The organism is Tardiphaga sp. OK245 (genome assembly GCF_900108575.1).
Classification (GTDB): Bacteria; Pseudomonadota; Alphaproteobacteria; order Rhizobiales; family Xanthobacteraceae; genus Tardiphaga; species Tardiphaga robiniae.
Genome location: NZ_FNWZ01000001.1, coordinates 745,230 through 769,553 on the forward strand (window position 1 = coordinate 745,230; position 24,324 = coordinate 769,553).

Genomic DNA, 24,324 nt, shown 5'->3' on the forward strand with positions numbered 1-24,324 from the left:
CGTCAGGCGTGCCCGGCCTCCGCCGACAACATCCCCGGGGCGATCCCGATCTTCTGCAGCGCGCGAAGATACTTCTCCTCAACATCACCGCCGAAGATGAGATCCTCATCAGCTGCGCAATGCAGCCAGCCGTTGCCCTGGATTTCGTCTTCCAGCTGGCCCGGCGCCCAGCCGGCATAGCCCAGCGCGAGAATCGCGTGCTTGGGTCCACCGCCATTGGCGATGGCGCGCAGGATATCCACAGTCGCAGTGAGGCAGACGCCGTCGTCGATCGGCAGCGTCGCATCCTTGATGAAGAAATCGCTGGAATGGAGCACGAAACCTCGGCCGGTCTCGACCGGCCCCCCCTTCAGCACTTTCATGCTTTCGGCGCTTTCCGGGAGCTTGATGCTGTCGGACTTTTCGATGATGTCGAGTTGAACCAGCAATTCGGGAAAATCGATGCTCCCTGCAGGCCGATTGACGATGATGCCCATGGCACCTTCCGACGAATGCGCACAGACGTAAATCACCGAACGGGCGAAGCGCTCGTCTTCCATCACAGGCATGGCGATCAGCAACTGCCCGTCGAGGTAGTTGCCAGTGTCGCCGGCGCTGGATTTCGCGCGGCTTTTCCGGGGGCGCCTGCGAGTGGGTTCCATCAGCAAACCGCTCTCATTTCGTTGCCTATCCTGATATTGGGTCTGGGTTCTGTCAATCAGCCTTCCGCAACGCATACGAAAACCGGATCACAAGCAGTTCAATAGCTTAAGACAGGTTTGGCTTTATGACAGGCCCACCCTGTAAGGACGCCCGATGACCGCATCTGTTCCGCACCACATTGTCGCTGTCTGCGCCGCGGGCCTGCTCCTCACCTGCAGCGCACAGGCGGAGGACACCTCACCTTGGCAGATAGACAGTCATTCGCAGATCAGGCTTGTGGCAGGCTCGCGTAGCGGGCCGGTAATGCTGGGAGGCATCGCGATCCAGCTGCAGCCCGGCTGGCACACCTATTGGCGGAATCCCGGTGATTCCGGGGTACCGCCCCGCTTCGATTTCTCCAAATCGGAGAACCTGGATACCGTCACCATCCTGTGGCCGGCGCCGAAAAAATTCGAAGATGGCGCCGGCGGCCTGTCGCTGGGCTATGTGAAACAGGTGGTGCTGCCCATGCGGGTGATCGCCAAGGACCCCGGCAAGCCGGTGATTCTCCGTGCGGCGATCAATTACGCGGTCTGCGACAAGCTCTGCATCCCGGTCGATGCCAATACCGAGCTCGCTTTTACCAGCGTGGCCAGCACAGAAGACGGCGCCCTGACTGCGGCGCTCGATACCGTGCCTAAGCCGGCAACCATGGGCGACGCCAGTCCACTGACGGTGCGCGACCTCAAGCGCGAGGGCAAGAATGTGTTCGTTGACGTCGTGGCGCCCGAAGGCAGCGAACCCAACCTGTTCGTCGAGGGCCCGACGCCGGAATGGGCGCTGCCGATTCCCAAACTCGAGGCCAAGAGCCCGCCCGGCGTGAAGCGGTTCAGCTTTGAACTCGATGGCGTGCCACCAGGCGCCACGACCGATGGCGCCGCGTTGAAACTGACGCTGGTCGGCAGCGACCGCGCCTATGAATTCAACGTCAACCTGCCCTGATACCGCTGGCGCGTGACCTGTTGCGCGCAACCTGTACATCTCCGTCCAACCGGATGTTAACGACTGCTTGCTACGCCAGACCGCTGCCGCACGCCTGCGGCTGAGGACCTTGTCGTGGCCGTGATGGACGCAAACTCCGCACCCGCAAGCGAGCCCGCCGGCCTCAAGGCCAGGCTACGCGCGCTGTTCACCGGTACAGGCGAAGCCTCGCTGACGCGCCGCCTCGCCGGCACTATCTTCCTCATCCGCGTGATCTCGGCCGGCCTCGCTTATTTCTCGCAGATCCTGCTGGCGCGCTGGATGGGCACGTCGGATTACGGCATCTATGTCTATGTCTGGACATGGGTACTGCTGCTCGGCTCGATGATGGATTTCGGCATCGCCGCTTCAGCCCAGAAGATCATCCCGGAGTATCGCGCCAGCGGCGACCACGCACGGCTGCGCGGCTTTCTCTCTGGCAGCCGCTGGATGACCGGTATCGTCTCGGTGATAATCTCGCTGCTGCTCGCTGGCCTCGTCAAGCTCATCTCGCCGTGGATCGACGCCAACACGGTGGTGCCGCTCTATCTCGGCTGCCTGACACTGCCGGCCTTCGTCGTCGCCAACACACAGGATGGCATCGCGCGCTCCCATGACTGGATGCGCCTCGGCCTGATGCCGCAATTCATCATCCGCCAGGCGCTCATCATCGGCTTCACCGCCGGCGCCTTCGCACTGGGCTTTAAGCTTGGTGCGACCATCGCAATGCTGGCCAGCGTCGCAGCCGTCTGGGTTGCGATGATCGGCCAGATGATTGTGCTCAATCGCCGGCTCGCGGCGCATATCGAACCCGGCCCGAAAGCCTATGACTATCGCGCCTGGCTCGCAGTGTCGTTGCCGATCCTGCTGGTGGAAAGCTTCTATCTGCTGTTGTCCTACACCGACGTGCTGGTACTGCAGCAGTTCGTCTCATCCGACGAAGTCGGTGTGTATTTCGCCGTGGTGAAGACCCTGGCGCTGGTGTCGTTCATTCATTACGCGATGTCGGCGACAACGGCGCATCGCTTCACCGAATATCACGCGGCTGGCGACAAGGATCGACTTGCCGCTTACGTCACCCACGCGATCAAGTGGACATTCTGGCCGTCGCTCGCGGCGACGCTGATCCTGCTCGCTTTGGGCAAGCCGCTGCTATGGCTGTTCGGTCCGCAATTCACCAGCGGTTACGACATCATGTTCATCGCGGCCATCGGCCTCGTGGTGCGCGCCGCAATCGGTCCCGTCGAGCGGCTGCTCAACATGCTCGGTCACCAACATATTTGCGCCGTGGCCTACGCGTCGGCTTTCGTGATGAACCTGGTACTGTGTCTCGTGCTGGTGCCGAAATTCGGCGGCCATGGCGCCGCCGCGGCAACGTCGATCGCGCTTACATTCGAGACGATCCTGCTGTTCTGGATCGTGCGACAGCGGCTTGGACTGCACGTGCTCGCCTTCGGAAAGCAAGGCGCCTAGCAACCTCCCCCTGCAAAGCAGGAGGAGGTCAGGAAGCAAACTTATTCCGCCGTCCAACCGCCATCGATCGACAGATTGGTGCCGGTGATCTGCGCCGCATCGTCGCCGCACAGGAACAGCGCCAGGGCCGCGACCTGTTCGGAGGTCACGAATTCCTTGGTCGGCTGCGCTTCGAGCAGGACGTCGTTGATGACCTGTTCTTTGGTCAGTCCGCGCGCCTTCATGGTGTCGGGGATCTGTTTCTCCACCAGCGGCGTCCAGACATAGCCCGGCGAGATACAGTTGCAGGTGATCTTGTGGGTCGCGACTTCCAGCGCCACGGTCTTGGTCAGACCGGCGATGCCGTGCTTGGCAGAGACATAAGCCGACTTGAATGGCGAGGCGACCAGCGAATGCGCTGAGGCGGTGTTGATGATGCGACCCCAGCCGCGCTTCTTCATGCCGGGCACGGCGGCGCGGATGCCATGGAAGGCCGAGGAGAGATTGATGGCGATGATCGCATCCCACTTCTCGATCGGGAATTCCTCGATCGGAGACACAAACTGGATACCCGCATTGTTGACGAGAATATCGACCGATCCATAGGTCTTCTCGCCGAGCGCGACCATTTCGGCAATTTCGGCCGGCTTGGTCATGTCCGCTGGCGAATGGATCGCCTTGACCTTGAAATCGCTCTCGATCGCCGCGCGTTCCTTCTCGATGTCAGCAGGCGCGCCCATGCCGTTGATGACGATATTGGCGCCAGCGCTTGCGAAAGCGCGCGCATAAGCGAGGCCGATGCCGCTGGTCGAACCGGTGACGACGGCGGTCTTGCCTGTGAGATTAGCCATTACTTGCTCCTGTTGGACGTCAAATGCTGCGGGAGGTCATTGTAATCGTCGGCGGTGAGCGCATGGGTCACCATCGATTCGTCGGATTGCGGTCGCTCGAACCAGTCCTTGTGGCGCATCGAGAGGAACACATCGCGCTCGCCGGCGCCCCAGTGTTCGACCATGCCGATGCGCGAGAAATTGTAGTCCTTCGACGACGACTCGTAATTCTTGCTCGTATAGATCAGATGCACCACCGTGACGGTATTTTCCTTCGCGGCTTCCGACAACAGCGCCACTCCAGGATCCTGCTTCAGTTCTGCCGGCAATTTACCAATCAGATCACGCAGCGCCTTGCGGATGTTGTGGATCTTCTTGTTCTTGTCGGTATTCATGCGGGTGCGGCTGGAATAGCGAATGTCCTTTTCGCGTTCCTGCGCTTCCAGGATCGACTGCGGCAATGGCCCGCGCGCGCTGAACAGATCGACCTGAAAGATCAGCAGATCGCTGGTGACGTCATCCAGTACGAAATCCAGCGGTGTGTTTGAGGCGATGCCGCCATCCCAGAAATGCTCGCCATCGATGACGATCGAGGGAAACCCCGGCGGCAACGCACCGGAGGCCATGATGTGCTCGGGCTCGATCCTTTTGCGATCTTTCTTGAAGAGCGTGTTGTCGAAATAAGTGAAGTTGCCGGTGGTCACGCTCACGGCGCCAACGCTTAGCCGGGTCTTGCAATCGTTGAGACGATCAAAGTCGACCAGCCGTTCCAGCGTCGCCTTCAGCGGCGCGGTGTCGTAAAAGCTCTGCGACTGCGGACTGCCGGGCGGCCACAGTGGTGCTGGCGGAATCCGCGGCACGAAAAAGCCTGGCACGCCGAATGTAGCAATGACAGCGGCGCCTGCCTCGTAGAAATAAGAGCGCGCGCGATCATCCGTCAGCATCGGGCTCCAGGGGACCGGCGATGCCGCCATCTCCCAGAATTCCTTGAGCTTGCCGATCCGCTTGTCGCGCTCGTTGCCCGCGATGATCGCCGCATTGATGGCACCGATGGAGATGCCAGCCACCCATTCCGGCTCGAAATCATGATGACACAGCGCCTCATAGGCGCCGGCCTGATAGGAGCCAAGCGCGCCGCCCCCTTGCAGCACCAGGACGCGCTTGGCTTCGGCGGGTTTGCTGGCAGCGCTGGATTGAGGCTGATCGGACATATCCATGAGACCACTCGATCCTGTCGGCGACGGGAACCATACCGTGGCGCCCCCTTGCGGCGACGTCAATCAGGGATGGTGCAGAGCACCATCACGCTTCGGCTATCTGGGAAGGCTTATTTGGAATCCGTCGACGCCAGGATCATGGTCCAGAACACCTTGTATTTGGTGTTGGGAGCATAGATCGCCGCAATGCCCAGTTTTGTGACACCGGACTTCAGCATATTAGCCCGATGCGGTGGCGAGTCCCGCCAGCCCGAGAAGGCTTCCGCCATGGTATGGTAGCCCGCCGAGACGTTCTCGACGGCCAAGCTCGCCGGATAACCGCCGGCATTCAGACGCTTGGCCAGCGGTGCCTTCACATCGTGATCGAGCTTGTTTCGTTTGGCCATGGCGGTGGACTGGTCTTCAGCCAACGCCATTAATGCGGGATCGACCACAACCGGGCCGAGGCCATTGTTCTGCCGGTACAGCGAGATCATCGAGGCCGCAGCCACAGGATCGAGCTTGGCGCCACCATTGGCCATGCTGAGATACATGGTGGGCTGGTCCGGCACGGTATCGACGGTCCCCGCGCACCCTGCCAGCAACAGAAATCCCAGACTGGCCAGAGCCACCCGCTTCATCGGCAATCCCCCAAATCAAGGGGCCGTTGTTGCACACCAACCGTGGCTGAAAGGTGAACGCAGGGGATTTTTAGAAAGCGCCAGTCACTCCTGCCCGGCAAAGATCCGGTAGCGCCGCGGCTGCAGGCTGATCGCATCGCCCGTGGTGAGCGGACGGTCGCGCGGGGCATCGATCTCCACCAGCGTATCATCGCCGGACAACGCGATGTCGGCGCGCTGGATCGGGCCGAAGGTGCGGACGCGGCGCACGGTGCCTTCGAGGGCTCCCTCGCCGAGCGGACCGATCTGCATGTCGTGACGACGAACAAACAATTTCGACGGCCCGCTTGCACTGCCCGCATCGATGTTGAGCGGGCGATGGCCGAGCTTCACCTGGCCGTCGCTTACATCGACCGGGAGCACGATCGATTCACCTATGAATGAGTGCACGAAAGCCGTCGCCGGGTTATCGTAAACGTCGCCAGGCGTGCCGATCTGTTCGATCTTGCCCTTGTCCATCACCACGACGCGGTTGGCGACTTCGAGCGCCTCCTCCTGATCATGCGTGACGAAGATCGAGGTAACATGGATTTCCTCGTGCAACGTGCGCAGCCATTGGCGTAGTTCCTTGCGGACCTTGGCATCGAGCGCGCCGAACGGCTCATCGAGCAGCAGAATGCGCGGCTCGATGGCGAGCGCACGCGCCAGCGCAATGCGCTGCCGCTGGCCGCCCGAGAGCTGGCTGGGATAGCGATTGGCGAGCCAGTCGAGCTGCACGAGATCGAGCAACTCCTTCACCCGCGCGCGGATCTGCGCTTCGCTCTTGCGCACGGCGCGCGGCTGCACGCGCAGGCCGAAGGCCACATTCTCGAACACGCTCATATGACGGAACAACGCATAGTGCTGAAACACGAAACCGACGTGGCGCTCGCCGGCGCCGCGCGCCAATGCGTTTTCGCCATCGAACGAGACTTCACCGGAATCCGGCCAATCGAGCCCTGCGATAATTCGCAGCAATGACGTCTTGCCGGAACCGGACGGTCCGAGCAGCGCGAGCAACTCACCATCAGCAACCCTGAGGTCGACATTATCCAGCGCCTTGAAGGCACCGTACTGCTTTACGATATTCCGAACTTCAATCGTCACGGGGCAGCTGTCCTTCTTCAATCTGGCCTTCGAGGATGGTCTTTGCGATCAGCGTCAAGAGCGCCAGCAGAGCCAGCAATGACGCGATCGCGAACGACGCCACCAGTTGATATTCATTATACAGGATTTCCACCAGCAGCGGCATGGTGTTGGTCTCGCCGCGAATGTGGCCCGACACCACCGAAACCGCGCCAAACTCACCCATCGCCCGCGCATTGCACAACAGTACGCCGTAGAGCAGGCCCCATTTGATGTTGGGGAGCGTCACCACAACGAAGGTACGCCAGCCACTCGCCCCGAGCGATATCGCAGCCTCTTCCTCCTGCGACCCCTGTTCCTGCATCAGCGGAATCAATTCCCGGGCGACGAACGGGAAGGTGACGAAGGTGGTCGCCAACACGATCGCCGGCACGGCAAACAGAATGTTGATGCCATGCGCCATCAGCCATGGCCCAAAGAAACCCTGCGCACCAAACAGCAGCACGAATACCAGACCGGAGATAACGGGGCTGACCGAGAACGGCAGATCGATCAGGGTGACCAGCAAGGTCTTGCCCCTGAATTCGAATTTGGCCACCGCCCAAGCGGCGGCAACGCCGAATACCAGATTGAGGCTGACCGAGATCACTGCAGTGATCAGCGTCAGCCAGATGGCCGAGAGCGCCTCGGAATCTGCCAAGGCCGACAGATAGAACCCAACGCCCTTGGACAATGCCTCCGAGAACACCAAAATCAGCGGCAGGACCACGAACACTGTCAGGAACATCACTGCGACACCGATAATGATGCCGCGCACGAGCCATGGCTCGGTATGCAGGTCCTGTCGTGCCACGGACTGGGCGCGCTCCACGGTGACTGGCGAATTGATAATTGTAATGGTCATGTCAGGTCAACTCACGGCCAGCGCGCGTGTCTGCGCCCAGCGCTGCAGCCGATTGAGCACGAAGATGATCAGGAATGAGAAGACCAGCATGACCACCGCGATCGCTGTCGCATCGGCGTAGCGGAATTCCGACAGCCGGATGACGATCAAGAGCGGCGCAATCTCCGACACATTTGGAAGGTTGCCGGCGATGAAGATCACGGAGCCATATTCGCCAACGGCGCGGGCGAACGCCAGCGCGAAGCCGGTGAGAATGGCCGGCGTGAGGCTGGGAATGATGACGCGGGTGATGGTTTGCCAGCGGGAGGCACCGAGACAGGCCGCGGCCTCTTCGATCTCGACATCGAGGTCGATCAGCACCGGCTGCACCGTCCGCACCACGAACGGAATGCCAATGAAGACCATCGCCAGGAAAATTCCGAGCGGCGTAAACGCCACCTTGATGCCGAGCGACGCCAGCGGCGCGCCGAGCCATCCGTTCTGCGCAAACAACGTCGTCAGCGCGATGCCTGCCACTGCAGTGGGCAGGGCGAACGGGATATCGACAATGGCATCAAACAGCCGGCGACCGGGAAACCGGTAACGCACCAGGGCCCAGACGATAATCAGGCCAGCGACCAGATTGACCAGCGCAGCAGCGAAGGCCAATCCGAACGAAATCCTGAGCGCGTGTAGGGTGCGGTTGCTGGTGACGGTATCGATGAACTGCGAGAGACTGAGATCGGCTGTCTTGACGAACAACCCCGCCAGCGGGATCAAAATCAAAAGCGACAGCCATGTCAGGGTCAGGCCCATGCTCAGGCCGAACCCCGGCAACGAACTTCGTTTAGGTGCCGCGCTCACAATGTCCCCTTGCTTTGGTAAAAGCCCCAGACCGGCATACCGGTCTGGATGTTTCGCTGCGAACGATCAGTTCTTGTAGATCTTGTCGAACACGCCGCCGTCGGTAAAGTGCTCGCTCTGCGCCTTGGTCCAACCTCCGAACACGTCGTCGATCGTAAACAGATCAACCTTGGCGAAGGAAGCCTCGTACTTTTTGGCAGTATCGGCATCACGCGGACGATAGAAATTGCGCGCGGCGATCTCCTGACCTTCCTTGGTGTACCAGTATTTCAGATAGGCCTCGGCAGCGGCTTTAGTACCCTTTTTATCAGTGACGGTATCAACGACGGCGACCGGCGGCTCCGCAAGAATTGAAAGCGACGGCGCGACGATCTCGAACTTGTCCTTGCCGAATTCCTGGATTGCCAGATACGCCTCGTTTTCCCAGGCCAGCAAGACATCGCCGACACCGCGCTGGACGAAAGTGATGGTCGAGCCACGCGCGCCGGTATCGAGAACCGGAACGTTCTTGAAGATGTTACCGACGAATTCCTTTGCCTTGTCCTGCGATCCATATTTCTTCAGAGCATAGCCCCAGGCACCGAGATAGTTCCAGCGCGCACCGCCAGAGGTCTTCGGATTCGGCGTGATGACGCTGACGCCGCTCTTGATCAGATCGTCCCAGTCCTTGATGGCCTTGGGGTTACCCTTGCGCACGAGGAACACGATGGTCGACGTATAGGGCGATGAATTTTGCGCCAGGCGCTTCTGCCAGTCCTTCGCCAGCAGGCCCTTATTGGCGATTGCGTCGATGTCGTAGGCGAGCGCGAGGGTGACCACATCGGCTTGCAGACCATCGATCACAGAGCGCGCCTGCGCCCCCGAGCCGCCATGCGACTGCTTGATCTCGACGCTCTTGCCGGTTTCCTTCTGATACGCAGCAGCGAACGATTTGTTGAAATCGACATACAGCTCGCGCGTCGGGTCATACGACACGTTGAGCAGCGAAATGTCTGCCGCGTGCGCCGATGTTGCAATTAAGAGACCCGCAATGACGGGAAGAATACGACGGACCATTTTGATCTCCATCCAACCTCACAACACGATCGTCATGAGGTGGGGGGCAAAATCTTGAAGAAGCACCGCTAAGTCAACGAAACCAGATTCCAATGTTGGCGGCATGACGGCAGCAATGTGCTATGAATATGCCTTCGTATGGAGACCGTATCGCGCGCTGGTCATTTGTCATCAACCAACGCTGCGAAAGCTGTCGACATGCGGCGAATTAGCGCGCGTTCTCCGCATGACGCAACTGCATGCGCTGATGCAGCGCCGTGATGCGACCATCGCCGGTCGGCTGATAGAACACCGTGTAGCGTTTCACCGTAGCCGCGAACGCTTCCGCATCGGCATCCTTCTTCACTTCGAATGAATCAAAACCGGCGCGCAGCATGATGACGAACTGATCGCGTAACACCTGGCCGGTTGCCCGTAATTCGCCCCTGTATTTGTAGCGTTCACGCAGCAGGCGCGCCTGGCTGTAGGCTCGGCCGTCGCGGAACGACGGGAAGACCAGCGCGACCACCGCGAGCCTGTCGAGATAAGGCACCAGCTCTTCCGGATCGCGGTTATTCGGCCAGATCACACCGGTCGGGCTGCTGCGCTTCAGCAGCGCCTCCGGATCGGCGAGAAAACGCGCAGCCGGAACCAACGCCGCTCCGTCGACCGGAATCTCCGCATCGTCTGCCACGTGAATATAGCCGTCGGCAACGATCTTGCCTTGCTTAACGAGTGGCATAAACGCGCTCCTTGAACGGCTCGACGCCGAGGCGTTCGACAGTCTGGACAAACAATTCGTCCGGCCGGGCACGCAGTGCCAAATAGGCTTCGACGATATCCTCGATGACGTCGGCTACCTCGGCAAAAGGCACCGCCGGTCCGATCAGGGTGCCGACCACGGCATGCTCGTCGGCACGGCCACCGATTGTGATCTGGAAGAATTCCTCGCCGTTCTTCTCGACGCCGAGAATACCGATATGGCCGACATGGTGATGGCCGCAGGCATTGATGCAGCCGGAGATGTTGATATGCAGCCGACCGATCAGCTCCGCGAGATCGTTATTGGCGAAACGCCGCGTTAGTTCCTGCGCGATCGGGATCGAACGCGTATTAGCCAGCGAGCAGTAGTCCAGGCCAGGGCATGCGATGATGTCGGTGACCAGATTGACGTTCGGCGTGGCGAGGCCGAGCTTGTCGAGCTGCCGCCACAGTGCGGGCAGATCACGCCTGGCCACGCTCGGCAGCGCTAGATTTTGCTCATGGCCCACGCGGATTTCGCCGAACGAGTATTTGTCGGCAAGATCGGCAACCGCATCCATCTGGTCGGCCGTGGCATCGCCGGGCGGGCCGCCCACCGGCTTCAACGACAATGTCACGATGGCGTAGCCGGTCCGCTGATGCGGCGCGACCGAGTTCTTGAGCCAGCGCGCAAAACGCGGATCGGCCGACGCGGCCGCCAACTCGTCCGGCGTGTCGGAGAGCTTTTGATAGTGCGGATAGCTGAAGCGCGAGCGGATATCCTCGACAACCTCGTTGTCCAGCGTCAGCGCACTCTCGCGCGTCGCCAGCCACTCATCCTCAACTTCGGCGGCGAATTTCTCGATGCCCAGCTCATGAACCAGAATCTTGATGCGCGCCTTGTAGATATTGTCGCGGCGGCCATACTGGTTGTAGACGCGCAGGATGGACTCGACGTAGCTCAGAATGTCGCGGCCGTGCACGAACGGCTTGATCACCTTGCCGATGAATGGCGTGCGACCGAGGCCACCGCCGACCAGCACTTCGAAGCCAGTTTCGCCGGCCTCGTTCTTGTGAATTCGCAGACCGATGTCATGCACCTTGATCGCCGCGCGATCATGGGCCGACGCAGTGATCGCAATCTTGAACTTGCGTGGCAGGAACGAGAATTCCGGATGCATGGTCGAATACTGCCGCAGCAATTCCGCCCAGATGCGTGGATCCTCGACCTCGCCCGGCGCGACACCTGCCCATTGATCGGTGGTGACATTGCGCGTGCAATTGCCCGATGTCTGCATCGCATGGATGCCGACCGAAGCGAGATCTTCCAGCGCATCCGGCAGATCGGCGAGCTTGATCCAATTGAACTGGATGTTCTGCCGTGTGGTGAAGTGGCCATAGCCGCGGTCATAGCGTCGCGCCACATGCGCCATCTTGCGCAGTTGCGGCGATGACAGCGTGCCATAGGGAATGGCGACGCGGAACATATAGGCGTGAAGCTGAAGATAAACGCCGTTCATCAACCGCAGCATCTTGAACTCGTCTTCGGTGAGTTCACCTGCGAGGCGGCGCTTCACCTGATCGCGGAATTCCGAGACACGCTCGTTGATCAGCGTGCGATCGATTTCATCATAAGCATACATAATTCAGGTGCCTTAAGCCGAAGCCGGAAGGTCAATGGTGACGCCCTTGCGGCGAATCTGTTCACGGAGGTTGCCCGGCTCGACGGTGCCGTTGTCGTTCACGGCGACCGGCGCGATATAGGGACCGATGGCGCCAACGTCATCGGCTGTGGATTCAGCAAGCAGCGCACGCGCATCATCGGCAGTGCGCACAATGGCAGCCTGCGCGAGGTCGGTGGTCCACCCTTTATGGGCATCGCGATAAATCACCACGCCGTCCCAGGTACGGTTGGCAGTCACCACCGACGGGCCGGTGATCTTGATTTTCTGTTGCAGCGGAGAGGTCATTCGGCAGCCACCAATAAATCTGAAACGAGCTTGTTGATCTGAGCGGCCCGCCACGGCGCGGAATGCGCCACGACATCGCCAATGATGAGAACCGCCGGACCGCCATCGATCTGGTCGACCAGCGCCGGGAGATCGTCGAGCACACCCACCGCCGCTTGCGCGTCCGGACGCGTCACGCGCGCAAACACGCCAACCGGCGTTTGTGGCGAGCGCCCGGCAGCGAGCAATCCAGCGCGGATCGTGGGGGCAGCGGTCATACCCATATAAACAACGACGGTCATCTTCTCGTCGGTGAGCGTCGACCAGTCGACCTTGTCGGCGTCCTTTTCCTTGTGCGCCGTCAGGAAGGTGATGCGCAGCGCTTCGCGGCGATAGGTCAGCGGCGCCTCGAACATAGCCGCAGCGCCAAGACCTGCGGTGATGCCGGGAATAACGGAGTAAGCAACACCCGCTTCGCGCAGCGCTTCGATCTCCTCGCCACCGCGCCCGAAGATAAAGGGATCGCCGCCCTTCAAGCGCACGGCGCGTTGCCCAGCTTTCGCGGCCTCGATCAGCAATTTGTGGATCGCATCCTGACCGATGCCAGGCTTGCCGACCCGACGACCCACGGGAATGCGCGATGCATCCCGGCGGATGCGGTCGAGCACTTCGGGGGACACCAGTTCGTCGTAAAATACAACGTCGGCGTCCTGCAGCGCGCGCAACGCCTTGATGGTCAGGAGATCCGGATCGCCCGGCCCAGCTCCCACCAGCGTGACGTGACCTTCGACAACGCCGGCCTGCGCTGCACCCGCATAGATCGAGAGATCGGCGATTCCCGTCAGCGCCTTCTCGGCCTCGGTACCTCGCCCCGCCAGCACCAGCGCGCCGATCGGACCGTCGACGATGCGCTCCCAGAACCTGCGACGCAACGGAGCCTCGGCGATCTTGTCGTTGATCGGTTTGCGCCAGCGCCCGATGAAGCCGGCCAGATCGCCGATCCGCGCAGGCAGCATCGCCTCGATCTTTTCGCGCACACGCCGCGCCACCACCGGCGACGCACCGCCGGTTCCGACGGCGACGACCACATCGCCGCGGTCGACGATGGCCGGAAAGATGAAAGTGGAGTGCGCAAGCTCATCCATCACATTGACGGGCACACCGCTCGCTTTGGCGCGCGCAGCCACCGCGTGGCCGAGTTCACCGGCGCCAGCGCAGAGCACCGCGATGCACCCCGAAAGATCGGCGGTCACCGGATCGCCCTCGACATGCTCAATGCGCGCCACGCCATCGGCATCGAGCCCGGACGTGTCACGATTGCCGTCCGTTGCGTACCAGCGAATCCGCGCACCGGCCGCCAGCAGCAGCCTCAGCTTGGCGCGCACGAGTTCGCCCTGGCCGACAAGAATGATCGGCCCGGTCTGCAAATCGAGGAAGACAGGCAGAAACCGCATACATACTCCGCTGCCCCGAATTCGGGGGTTGACTGGAATTATATTCTATATATCTCTCGATAACGAGGCGCAAAGAGAAGATTTTATCTTCTTCGAGGCGTTCTAACTATAGAATTTTTGTCCTCAAACACCAAGCGTCGTAGATGCTTCTTCTCAATAACGGTCGGCCGACGCAGGAGTTGCGCGAAATCGCACCCGTGCCCGCCCCCGTTGCGCAGCAAATTCCGGACCGTTTGCCGGGCAAAACGCCGCAGCCGCCGCTCCCGGCCATCCGATCACTCTCACTCACAGGGGACTACACGTGAACCGTTTCATTATCGCTCTCGCCGCCGGACTCGGCATTCTCGCGACTGCACCCGCCCAGGCGCAGACGCCGAACACGCTGCTCAATGTCTCCTACGACATCTCGCGCGAGCTCTATGCCGAGATCAACGTTGCTTTCGCCAAGCAGTGGAAGGCCAAAACCGGCCAGGACGTCACCATCAACCAGTCGCATAACGGCTCGTCGCGCCAGGCGCGCTCGATCCTCGAAGGCCTCGAGGCCGATGTGGTGACCTTCAACCAGGTCACCGACGTGCAGGTACTGTATGATCGCGGCAAGCTCATTCCGGCCGATTGGGCCAAGCGGCTGCCGAATAATTCCTCGCCTTATTACTCGCTGCCGGCCTTCCTGGTGCGCGCCGGAAATCCAAAGGGCATCAAGGACTGGGACGATCTGGTGAAGCCGGGCGTGCAGGTGATTTTCCCGAATCCGAAGACCTCAGGCAATGCGCGCTACACCTATCTAGCCGCCTATGCCTTCGCGAAGAACAAGTATGGTGCCGACAAGGCTGACGACTTCATCAAGAAGCTGTTCGCCAATGTCCCGGTGTTTGACACCGGCGGCCGTGCTGCCACCACGACCTTCGTCGAGCGCGGCACCGGCGATGTGCTGATCACCTTCGAGGCCGAGACCTCGTCGATCCGCGACCTTGCGGGCAAGGACAAGTATGAAGTGGTGGTGCCACCGACCAGCGTGCTCGCCGAATTCCCGGTGACCGTCGTCGACAAATATGCCGACAAGCACGGCACGAAGGCCCTCGCGACCGCCTATCTTGAATTCCTGTATTCGCCGGAAGGCCAGGACATCGAAGCCAAGGGCTATAACCGCGTCACCGACAAGACCGTGATGGCAAAATACAAGGACAAATTCCCGGAAGTGAAGCTGTACCGCGTCGAGGACGAATTCGGCGGCTGGGACAAGCTGAATGCCGAACACCTCAATCCCGGCGCGAAGCTGGACACGCTGTTCGGCGGGAAGTGAACCACAAACTCCATCATGCCCGGGCTTGACCCGGGCATCCACGTCTTGGCTGCAAATGGACTAAAGACGTGGATGGCCGGGAACATCTAGCGAAGCGGCGCTTCGCGCTTTGCCCGGCCATGACATGGGAGAGGACGGGCGCCTGCATTAGACGACCTCGCCGCATTCCCTTTCCGCGCAAATCGTCTAAGAGAAGCCCCAACGGCTTCACACACGGACCTTCCCTTGCGACGTAGCGTCATTCCAGGTTTCGGGCTCTCGCTCGGCATTACGCTCTTTTATCTCGGAGCGATCGTGCTGTTGCCGCTCTGCGCGCTGATCCTGAAAGCCTCGGACGTCGGGCTTGCGCAATTGTGGGACATCCTGTCGTCACCGCGCACACTGTCGGCCATCCGCGTCACCGTGACGATGGCGCTGGCGGCCACCGCATTCAACGCCATCTACGGCCTGCTGCTCGCCTGGGTGCTGGCGCGCTATCAATTTCCCGGCAAGCGCATTCTCGACGCGCTGGTCGACGTGCCCTTCGCGCTGCCGACCGCCGTGGCCGGCCTCGCGCTGACGGCGCTGTTTTCCAAGAAAGGCTGGTTCGGCGCACCGCTCGATGCACTTGGCATCCAGGTCGCCTACGCACCGCTCGGCATCGCCATCGCGATGGCCTTTACCAGCATTCCCTTCGTGGTGCGCACAGTGCAGCCGGTGATCGAGGATCTCGGCTCCGATGTCGAGGAAGCCGGCCGCTCGCTCGGCGCCAATGATCTGCAGATTCTCTGGCGCGTAATCTTCCCGGCGATCTTTCCGGCGTTCCTCGCCGGCTGCTCGCTGTCCTTCGCACGCAGCCTCGGCGAATTCGGCGCGGTGATTTTCATCGCCGGCAACCAGCCGATGAAGACCGAGATCGTTGCCCTGCTAACCTATATTCGGCTTGAGGAATACAACTACCAAGCTGCCGCCGCGATTGCCGTGGTAATGCTGGCGATGGCTTTCGCCATGCTGATTGTCACCAACGCGGTGCAGGCCTGGAACCTGCGTTATCTCGGCCGGGGAGATGTGTGATGTCGCATCCGACGAGTGAACGCGCCCATACCGAATGGATGGTGACGCCCGTCGGTGCCGGCCCGGTGACGCGCCGCGTGGTACTTGGCATCGTCGCGATCCTCACATTGCTGTTCCTGATCGCACCGCTGGCTTTGATCTTCAGTTCAGCGCTGTCGCAAGGCATCGGCACGTTTTTCAACAGCCTCACCGAGCCCGGCACGCAGCATGCCATTCTGTTGACAGTCACCACCGCGCTGATCGCTGTGCCGATCAACATCGTGTTCGGCCTCGCCGCGGCGTGGACGGTGACCAAGTTCGTCTTCCCAGGCCGTACGCTCCTCATTTCGCTGATCGAACTGCCCTATTCTATCTCGCCGATCGTCGCCGGCGTCGCCTATATCTTCGTCTATGGCTCGCAGGGCCTGTTCGGCCCGCTGATCGAGGCCATGGGCATCAAGGTGATGTTCGCACTGCCGGCGATCGTGCTCGCCAGCATGTTCGTGACCGCGCCCTTCGTGGCGCGTGAGTTGATCCCGCTCATGCAGGTGCAGGGCACGGATGAGGAAGAGGCCGCCGTCACACTCGGCGCTTCCGGCTTTGCGACCTTCATGCGGGTCACGCTGCCGAATGTGCGCTGGGCGGTGCTCTATGGCGCGATCCTGTGCAACGCGCGCGTGATGGGCGAATTTGGCGCCGTCTCCGTCGTCTCCGGCAACATCCGCGGCCAGACCACGACGTTGCCGTTGCAGATCGAACTTCTGTATCAGGACTACAATGTCGCCGGCGCCTTCGCCGCGGCGACGGTGCTGACGGCCGTGGCACTGCTCACCATCGTGATCAAGGTGGCGCTGGAGCGGATCTCGCCAGATCACGCGCAGGCCCCGGCCCGGCCGCCCGGCCACTGATCCCTTTAGGGGACTTCTCACCGGGTAGCGTTTGGCGTTAAAAGGTCCCATGGGCGCCGCGGTTTGGCGCCGTTTATGCTTATACTCCCTGAAATTAGAGCAGAATTGCCGCTTCTCGCGAGAAAGACACCATGAAACGCATCGACGCCCACGGACTGCAGATCGCCCCCGTCCTGTTCGACTTCATCGCCAAGGAAGCCGCCCCCGGGACCGGCATCCAGCCGGATGCGTTCTGGGCCGGCGTCGCCGCTCTCATCAAGGACCTCGGCCCGAAGAACCGCGAACTGCTCAAGGTGCGCGATACGCTGCAGACCAAGATCGATGCCTGGCATATGGCCAACAAGGGCGCCTTCGACATGAACGCCTATACGGCGTTCCTCAAGGAAATCGGCTACCTCCTCCCGGAACCTGCGACCAAGCAGGTCGAGACTGCCAATGTCGATATCGAGATCGGCCAGATCTGCGGCCCGCAGCTCGTGGTGCCGCTGACCAATGCGCGCTACGCGCTGAATGCCGCAAATGCGCGCTGGGGCAGTCTCTACGATGCCTTCTACGGCACCGATGCGATCCCGCACGATCCGTCTGAAGGTGGCAAAGGCTACAATAAGGCACGCGGCGACAAAGTCATCGCCAAGGCAAAAGCCTTCCTCGATCAGGCCGCGCCGCTCGCTACCGGCAGCCACACCGATGTCACGGCCTACAGCATCATTGCGGGCCAGCTCTCGGCCAAGCTCAAGAGCGGCAACCTCACCGCGCTGAAGAACGAGTCCCAGCTCGCTGGCTATCTCGGCGAGCTCGCCACCCCGACCTCGATCCTGCTGGTCAATAACGGCCTGCATATCGAAGTGAAGATCGATCGAACCAACACCATTGGCAAGGACGACTCCGCTGGTGTTGCCGATATGATCATGGAGTCGGCCGTCTCGACCATTCTCGACATGGAAGACAGCGTCGCCACCGTGGACGCCGACGACAAGGTGCTGGTCTATCGCAACACGCTGGGCCTGATGAACGGCACGCTCTCGGCCGATTTCGAAAAGGGCGGCAAGACGCTGAAGCGCGCACTCAATGAAGACCGTGTCTACAAGACGATCGACGGCAAGAACCTGACCCTGCATGGCCGCAGCCTGATGCTGATGCGCAATGTCGGCCATCACATGTTCACGGATGCGGTGCTCGACAGCGCCGGCGAGGAAATCCCGGAAGGCCTGCTCGACGCAGCCGTTGCCGGCCTGATCGCGATCCACGATCTCAAGAGCAAGGGTCCGATCCGCAACAGCCGCACCGGCTCGGTCTATATCGTGAAGCCGAAGATGCACGGCCCCGATGAAGTGGCGCTGACCTGCGAAATCTTTGCGCACGTCGAGAAGCTGCTGTCGCTGCCCGAGAACACCATGAAGGTCGGCATCATGGATGAGGAACGCCGCACCACGGTGAACCTCAAGGCCTGTATCCAGAATGCATCCAAGCGCATCATGTTTATCAACACCGGCTTCCTCGACCGCACCGGCGACGAGATCCACACGTCGATGGAAGCGGGTCCGATGATCCGCAAGAACGACATGAAGGCGACGCCGTGGATCAAGGCTTATGAAGAGTGGAACGTGGATGTCGGACTGATCGATGGCCTGCCAGGCCATGCCCAGATCGGCAAGGGCATGTGGGCCGCACCCGACAAGATGGCGGACATGCTCACGCAGAAGCTCGGCCATCCGCAGGCCGGCGCCACCACCGCATGGGTGCCCTCGCCCACCGCCGCGACGCTGCACGCGTTGCACTATCATCAGATCGATGTCGCGACGCGCCAGAAGGATCTCGCCAAGAGCGGCCCTCGCGGCAAGCTCACCGACATCCTCACCATTCCGGTGTCGCAGTCGAACTGGGCGCCGGATGATGTGAAACAGGAGATCGACAACAATTGCCAGGGCATTCTCGGCTATGTTGTGCGCTGGATCGACCAGGGCGTCGGCTGCTCCAAGGTGCCGGACATTCACGGCGTCGGCCTGATGGAAGACCGCGCAACGCTGCGCATCTCCGCGCAGCATCTCGCCAACTGGCTGCACCAGGGCGTCATTACCAGGGATCAGGTGATGGAATCGCTGAAGCGCATGGCCGTGGTGGTGGACGGACAGAACAAGGATGACGCGCTTTATCAGAACATGGCGCCCTCCTTCGACGGCGTCGCCTTCAAGGCCGCCTGCGACCTGATCTTCGAGGGACGCACACAGCCGAACGGCTATACTGAATACATCCTCACGGCGCGCCGCCGCGAGGCGAAGGCGCTGGCTTGATCGCAAGCGGCACTATCAATAGCAAAAGCCCCGGCAAACCGCCGGGGCTTTTTTGTTAGTCCATCTCGCTAGAAAACCGCGATGTATTTCAGCAGCGAGATCACACCGAGAATGATCACGACGACGCGGCAAATCTGCTTCGCGCGGCCGTCGATCGGCAACAGATTGATCAAGTACAGAATGAGAATGACGACGAGAAAAGTGATCAAGACGCCGACGAGCATGTGCGTATCCCCCCAGACTCAATGGAAATGAATAGCAGCCCCGGCCATCGCAGCTGCTCAACAGTGATCCAACGTGGGCGAGAGCATTGGGTTCCCGGACCGGAACAAAAGAACCTCGCCAAACTAGGCACGCAAGTTGGCTCTCAGGTCACCGACGGTCACGTAGAATCCGCGCCGCCAGCGGAGTGCCGAACCCGCGCGGAGAAGCAGAACCGATCAATCGCCGGGCATCGTCCTTCGCCGTGCCGCAAGAACGCTTACGCACCAACCACCTAAAGTAGCCGTATTCAAGCCTACTTCACGATACGTGTGCAATCGGAAATATTTACCATTTGAAGCCTTACTAAATCAAATATTTGGGGGATTCATGATGTTCAATCGATTGACCGTTTCCGCATTGCTTCAATCTGTCATCGTGGTCATGGCGCTCTGTGTGGTCGCCGTTCTGGCAACGACAGCCTGGGACTCCTACGGGCGGCTACGTTCAGCCAGCCGCATCTCGGTAATTGCGGACGCCTCCGCGAATGCCTTCAAGGCGATGCACAATCTGCGCACCGACCGTGCATCGACGAACCGGAACCTGAACAACGAGACAGTCATTCAGCCGGACGGAGAAAAATATCTCCGCTCCATTCGCGATTCCGAGATGCCGGCGATGCGAGCAGCGGCTGACCTCATTGCCACCATCGAATTCGCCGATCAAAAGACGCTGCACCCGACGCTGGTCCAGCTGGTCGACAAGTTGACCGCTCTGCAAACCGAATCCTGGGGCGCGATGAGCAAGCCGAAGGCGTCGCGCCGTGCAGCCCTCGGCAAGGAGTATATGGAGACCACGCAAGCGCTGCTTGAAACACTGGAAAAGGTGTCGGCCCAGCTCGCCGCCGCGGTGAACCACAACGATCCCATGATCGATCAATTACTGTCGATCAAACAGGCGGCCTGGCTGTTGCGCAACACCGCCGGCGAAGGATCCCTCCTCGTCGCGAACGGCCTTGCTGTCGGGCGCGCTACACCTGAGAATAAGCTCGCCTACACCAAGTTTGTTGGCGGCATCGATGCCGCCTGGAATGCGCTGGAATTGTCTGCGTCTGGAATGCAGCTGCCGCCCAACCTGGCTGCAACCATGGCTGCTGCAAAGGTGGCTTATTTCGACCCGCAATATATGGCTCTTCGTGACCGTGTCATGAATGCGCTGGTGAGCGGCGAAAAGCCCGAAATCACCGCGAGCGAATGGACTCCAATCACCGTTGATCGCATGGCCAGTGCGGTTACAGTCGCCGAACGAGCGCTGAATGAAGCCAAAAGCCACACCTTGACGCAGTGGACTGCCGCGCAGCACGCGTTGATCCTGCAACTGGCGCTGCTCGCAGCCGCGCTCGGCATAGCATTCGGCAGCATGGTTGCCGTCACCCGCCGCGTCATCACCCCGCTGCACACCATTCGCGATGCGATGCTGAAAGTCGCCGCAGGCGATCTCGTCGTCGATGCCGGCTATTCCGAACGGAAGGACGAAATCGGTGCGCTCGCCGGCGCTCTGGAGACCTTCAAGCAACAAGCCAAGGAGAAAGCACAGATCGAACAGCAGGAGCGCAATCGCAACGCCGACGCGACCCAGCGGCAGCAGGCCATCGAACAGCACATCGGGACCTTCGAGGTCCAGATGCGCGATGCGCTCAACGCGCTCGGCAACGCGTCCGATCAGATGAACACCACATCGGATGGCATGGCGGTCGTGTCCAGCCAGACCAATGCCCGCGTGCAGGTCGCAGCAAAAGCTTCGGGCGAAGCCTCCCTGAACGTGCAGAATGTCGCCTCGGCCGCCGAACAGCTGAGCTCGTCGATCAACGATATCAGCCGGCAGGCCGCGCACGCCGCGGGAATCGCCAGTCGCGCCGTCAATCAGGCGCAGGAAACCGACGGTACCGTCCAAGGCCTCGCCAAGACCGCCAACCGGATCGGCGAGGTGGTCGGGTTGATCAACGATATCGCCTCGCAGACCAACCTGCTGGCCCTCAACGCCACTATCGAAGCCGCGCGCGCTGGCGAGGCCGGACGCGGCTTTGCGGTCGTCGCGTCGGAAGTGAAGTCACTGGCCAGCCAGACCGCCAAGGCAACCGACGATATTTCCGAGCAGATCGCAGATATCCAGAAGGTCGCCAATGAGGCCATCGAGGCAATCAAGTCGATCGGCGGCATCATCGGCGAAGTCAATGAAGTAGCAACCGCCATCGCCGCAGCCGTCGAAGAACAGGGAGCCGCGACACAAGAGATCACCCGAAGTACGCAGCAGGCCGCCGATGGCACCCGCAATGTGTCGGACAACATCGCTGGTGTGAGCGCCGATGCGGACGCCGCTGGCGCTGCCGCGCAGGATGTGAAGGTAGCCTCGGAAACGCTGGCCACGCAGACGCGCCAGCTCGGCACTCAGGTGACGGACTTCCTCGGCAAGATCCGGGCTGCCTAGGCAGGCCTCATCAGTCACGTCATCGAGCCCTGACAAGTATCAAAAGCCCCGGCATCGTCGGGGCTTTTTTCGTTGAAGCGTCGCCGGACACGACAATTTTCCATCTAAAGTAGATTTACAAGAAACGTATTTATCAAGACGGGCATGAGCGTGAATATTTACCAATTGCAGCCTTAAATACCGAAATATTTTTTGGGGGATTCATTGTGCTTCATCGATTGACCGTTTCCGCATTGCTCAAGTCCGTGATCGCCATCATGGCGGTCTGTGTCGTCATATTCCTGGTTCTCAGCGCGTGGGAATCATATGGGCGCCTCAACGTCGCGGGGCGCATGTCGACGATCGCCGAGGCATCCGGCCATGTGTTCAAGGCAATGCACAATCTGCGCACTGACCGGTCCACGACGTTCCGCACGTTGAACGCCGATATCGTGATTCAGCCCGATACTGAGGCCTATCTGCGCCGTATCCGCGGCGCCGAAATGCCGGCAATGAAAACAGCAGGAGAATTGCTGGTCACCGCCGACTTCCCCGGCAAGGCGACGCTGGTGCCCGAATTTAACCGGCTGATGCAGGCATTGATCGCGTTGCAGACCGAATCCTGGGACCAGATGAGCAAGCCAAAGGCCTCGCGCCGCGCTGGCCTTGCCAAGGAATTCCAGGACAATGTCGATTCCGTTCTGGCCATGCTCGAAAAAGTCTCCTCCGCCCTCACGGCCGCCGTAACCCACAACGATCCGGTGATCGATCAGTTACTGTCGATCAAGCAGATGGCCTGGCTGATGCGCAACACATCGGGCGACGCCTCGGTCATCGTGTCGAACGCGCTCGCGGTCAACAAGATCTCGCCGGAGCTGCAGCGGAGCTATGTGAAGCTGACGGGCGGCATCGAGACCGGATGGAATGCCTTGGAAATCGCATCGTCGGGAACTGAACTGCCGCAGGCTCTCGTCTCGGCCCTCGCTGCAGCGAAAACATCCTATTTCGATCCGCAATATCTGGCACTGCGCGACCGTCTGATTCAGGCCGTCGCAACCGGCGAGAAACCCGAAATGCCGGCGACGGCCTGGACACCGCTGACCGTGGACAAGATGAGCACAGCCGTGGTCGTTGCCGAACGCGCGCTTGATGAAGCCAAGAACCACAGCCTCGTGCAGTGGTCTGCTGCGCAACGCTCACTGATCCTGCAACTGGTGCTACTGGGGGCCGCCATCATGCTGGTCGTTGGCGCCATGGTCACCATCACGCGCCGTGTCACCACGCCGCTGCTCACCATCCGCGACGCGATGCTGAAAGTGGCGGGCGGTGATCTCGCCGTCGATGCCGGCTATGCCGATCGCCAGGATGAAATCGGCGGGCTGGCCGGTGCGCTGGAGACCTTCAAGAAGCAAGCGATGGAAAAGGCCGAGATCGAGGCACAGGAACGCCATCGCAATGCCAATGCGAGCCAGCGCCAGCAGGCCATCGAGCAATATATCGGCATGTTCGAAATCCAGATGCGCGACACGCTCGCCACGCTGGGCAGCGCCTCCGATCAGATGAGCACGACATCCGATGGCATGGCCGCTGTGTCCAGCCAGACCAATGCCCGCGTGCAAGATGCTGCGCGCGCCTCCGGCGAAGCCTCAGTGAATGTGCAAAACGTTGCCGCCGCGGCCGAGGAGCTGAGTGCCTCGATCAACGACATCAGCCGCCAGGCATCGCATGCAGCCGGCATCGCCAGCCGCGCCGTCAGCCAGGCACAGCAGACCGACAATACCGTTCAGGGCCTCGCCCAGACTGCGAACCGGATTGGCGAAGTGGTCGGCCTCATAAACGACATCGCCTCTCAGACCAACCTGCTGGCGCTCAATGCCACCATCGAAGCGGCGCGCGCCGGCGAAGCCGGCCGCGGCTTCGCCGTCGTCGCATCGGAAGTGAAGTCGCTGGCCAGCCAGACCGCCAAGGCGACCGAGGATATTTCCGAACAGATCGCGGATATCCAGAAGGTCGCCAATGAGGCCATCGAAGCCATCAAGTCGATCGGCGGCATTATCGGCGAAGTGAATGAAGTCGCCACCGCGATTGCGGCTGCAGTCGAAGAACAGGGCGCGGCAACGCAGGAAATCACCCGCAGCACCCAGCAGGCGGCCGACGGCACCCGCAACGTGTCGGACAATATCAGCGGAGTCAGTGCCGACGCCGACGCAGCCGGTGCAGCCGCTCAGGATGTGAAGGTAGCATCAGAGACCCTGGCGACGCAGACACGCCAGCTCGGTACTCAGGTAACGGACTTCCTCGGGAAGATCCGCGCGGCTTAAGCGCAATCGATC

Annotated in this window: 21 protein-coding genes; 8 read left to right on the plus strand and 13 right to left on the minus strand. The window is 60.9% G+C overall.

Annotation, left to right across the window (positions count from 1 at the left end; all coding sequences use genetic code 11):
* Positions 1 to 2: 2 nt before the first annotated feature.
* Complete coding sequence (locus tag BLW80_RS03370) at positions 3 to 641, minus strand: YqgE/AlgH family protein (RefSeq protein ID WP_093756809.1); 639 nt, start codon at positions 639 to 641, stop codon at positions 3 to 5.
* A gap of 154 nt (positions 642 to 795) precedes the next feature.
* On the opposite strand from BLW80_RS03370, the gene BLW80_RS03375 reads away from it, so the two are divergent.
* Together BLW80_RS03375 and BLW80_RS03380 are read left to right on the plus strand one after the other, a co-directional pair.
* Complete coding sequence (locus tag BLW80_RS03375) at positions 796 to 1,623, plus strand: protein-disulfide reductase DsbD domain-containing protein (RefSeq protein WP_093756810.1); 828 nt, start codon at positions 796 to 798, stop codon at positions 1,621 to 1,623.
* Between the two features lie 114 nt (positions 1,624 to 1,737).
* On the plus strand, positions 1,738 to 3,114 hold the full coding sequence (locus tag BLW80_RS03380; RefSeq protein WP_170849564.1) for a flippase: 1,377 nt from the start codon (positions 1,738 to 1,740) through the stop codon (positions 3,112 to 3,114).
* 41 nt (positions 3,115 to 3,155) lie between these two features.
* On the opposite strand, the gene BLW80_RS03385 is transcribed toward BLW80_RS03380, so the two are convergent.
* From BLW80_RS03385 to cysG, 11 genes are all read right to left on the minus strand, one after another.
* The gene (locus BLW80_RS03385; protein ID WP_093756812.1) at positions 3,156 to 3,944 is read right to left on the minus strand and encodes a 3-hydroxybutyrate dehydrogenase; all 789 of its coding nucleotides are present in this window, start codon (positions 3,942 to 3,944) and stop codon (positions 3,156 to 3,158) included.
* Positions 3,944 to 5,140 carry a DUF3734 domain-containing protein gene (locus BLW80_RS03390; RefSeq protein WP_093756813.1) on the minus strand — a complete coding sequence of 399 codons (1,197 nt, stop codon included), beginning with the start codon at positions 5,138 to 5,140 and terminating at the stop codon, positions 3,944 to 3,946. The genes BLW80_RS03385 and BLW80_RS03390 overlap by 1 nt, the downstream gene beginning before the upstream one ends.
* 110 nt (positions 5,141 to 5,250) lie before the next feature.
* Complete coding sequence (locus BLW80_RS03395; protein WP_093756814.1) at positions 5,251 to 5,760, minus strand: CAP domain-containing protein; 510 nt, start codon at positions 5,758 to 5,760, stop codon at positions 5,251 to 5,253.
* A gap of 84 nt (positions 5,761 to 5,844) precedes the next feature.
* The gene (locus BLW80_RS03400) at positions 5,845 to 6,885 is read right to left on the minus strand and encodes a sulfate/molybdate ABC transporter ATP-binding protein (protein WP_089265416.1); all 1,041 of its coding nucleotides are present in this window, start codon (positions 6,883 to 6,885) and stop codon (positions 5,845 to 5,847) included.
* A complete protein-coding gene (cysW, locus tag BLW80_RS03405; RefSeq protein WP_093756815.1) occupies positions 6,875 to 7,768 on the minus strand; it encodes a sulfate ABC transporter permease subunit CysW in 894 nt (297 codons plus the stop codon). Before cysW (BLW80_RS03405) ends, BLW80_RS03400 begins: the two co-directional genes overlap by 11 nt.
* Positions 7,769 to 7,774: 6 nt before the next feature.
* Positions 7,775 to 8,611, minus strand: coding sequence for a sulfate ABC transporter permease subunit CysT (gene cysT, locus BLW80_RS03410; protein WP_089265418.1), 837 nt, complete (start codon positions 8,609 to 8,611; stop codon positions 7,775 to 7,777).
* Between the two features lie 66 nt (positions 8,612 to 8,677).
* Positions 8,678 to 9,667 (minus strand): sulfate ABC transporter substrate-binding protein, encoded by a 990-nt coding sequence (locus BLW80_RS03415; protein WP_093757326.1) that lies wholly within the window; start codon positions 9,665 to 9,667, stop codon positions 8,678 to 8,680.
* A gap of 208 nt (positions 9,668 to 9,875) precedes the next feature.
* Positions 9,876 to 10,388, minus strand: a complete 513-nt coding sequence (locus BLW80_RS03420) for a DUF934 domain-containing protein (protein WP_093756816.1) — start codon at positions 10,386 to 10,388, stop codon at positions 9,876 to 9,878.
* Positions 10,375 to 12,030 (minus strand): nitrite/sulfite reductase, encoded by a 1,656-nt coding sequence (locus BLW80_RS03425; protein ID WP_093756817.1) that lies wholly within the window; start codon positions 12,028 to 12,030, stop codon positions 10,375 to 10,377. The genes BLW80_RS03420 and BLW80_RS03425 overlap by 14 nt, the downstream gene beginning before the upstream one ends.
* A gap of 12 nt (positions 12,031 to 12,042) precedes the next feature.
* Positions 12,043 to 12,357 (minus strand): DUF2849 domain-containing protein, encoded by a 315-nt coding sequence (locus tag BLW80_RS03430; RefSeq protein ID WP_068735099.1) that lies wholly within the window; start codon positions 12,355 to 12,357, stop codon positions 12,043 to 12,045.
* A complete protein-coding gene (cysG, locus tag BLW80_RS03435) occupies positions 12,354 to 13,790 on the minus strand; it encodes a siroheme synthase CysG (protein ID WP_093756818.1) in 1,437 nt (478 codons plus the stop codon). The genes BLW80_RS03430 and cysG overlap by 4 nt, the downstream gene beginning before the upstream one ends.
* 301 nt (positions 13,791 to 14,091) lie before the next feature.
* Between cysG and cysP the strand changes: the two genes are divergently transcribed.
* The 4 genes from cysP (at position 14,092) to BLW80_RS03455 (ending at position 19,324) form a co-directional block, all read left to right on the plus strand.
* On the plus strand, positions 14,092 to 15,093 hold the full coding sequence (cysP, locus tag BLW80_RS03440) for a thiosulfate ABC transporter substrate-binding protein CysP (protein ID WP_068735095.1): 1,002 nt from the start codon (positions 14,092 to 14,094) through the stop codon (positions 15,091 to 15,093).
* Between the two features lie 225 nt (positions 15,094 to 15,318).
* Positions 15,319 to 16,146: a sulfate ABC transporter permease subunit CysT gene (gene cysT / locus BLW80_RS03445; protein WP_089265424.1), complete on the plus strand. Its 828-nt coding sequence runs from the start codon at positions 15,319 to 15,321 to the stop codon at positions 16,144 to 16,146.
* Positions 16,146 to 17,033, plus strand: a complete 888-nt coding sequence (cysW, locus tag BLW80_RS03450) for a sulfate ABC transporter permease subunit CysW (RefSeq protein WP_093756819.1) — start codon at positions 16,146 to 16,148, stop codon at positions 17,031 to 17,033. Before cysT (BLW80_RS03445) ends, cysW (BLW80_RS03450) begins: the two co-directional genes overlap by 1 nt.
* Positions 17,034 to 17,164: 131 nt before the next feature.
* Positions 17,165 to 19,324, plus strand: a complete 2,160-nt coding sequence (locus BLW80_RS03455; RefSeq protein ID WP_093756820.1) for a malate synthase G — start codon at positions 17,165 to 17,167, stop codon at positions 19,322 to 19,324.
* Between the two features lie 68 nt (positions 19,325 to 19,392).
* Here the strand turns inward: BLW80_RS03455 and BLW80_RS03460 are convergent, their stop codons facing one another.
* Entirely contained in the window at positions 19,393 to 19,548 is a 156-nt protein-coding gene (locus BLW80_RS03460) for a Thivi_2564 family membrane protein (protein ID WP_086937086.1), read from the minus strand.
* Between the two features lie 370 nt (positions 19,549 to 19,918).
* Between BLW80_RS03460 and BLW80_RS03465 the strand changes: the two genes are divergently transcribed.
* Entirely contained in the window at positions 19,919 to 22,012 is a 2,094-nt protein-coding gene (locus BLW80_RS03465; protein WP_093757327.1) for a methyl-accepting chemotaxis protein, read from the plus strand.
* Positions 22,013 to 22,218: 206 nt separating this feature from the next.
* Entirely contained in the window at positions 22,219 to 24,312 is a 2,094-nt protein-coding gene (locus BLW80_RS03470; protein WP_093756821.1) for a methyl-accepting chemotaxis protein, read from the plus strand.
* The last annotated feature ends 12 nt before the right edge of the window (positions 24,313 to 24,324 follow it).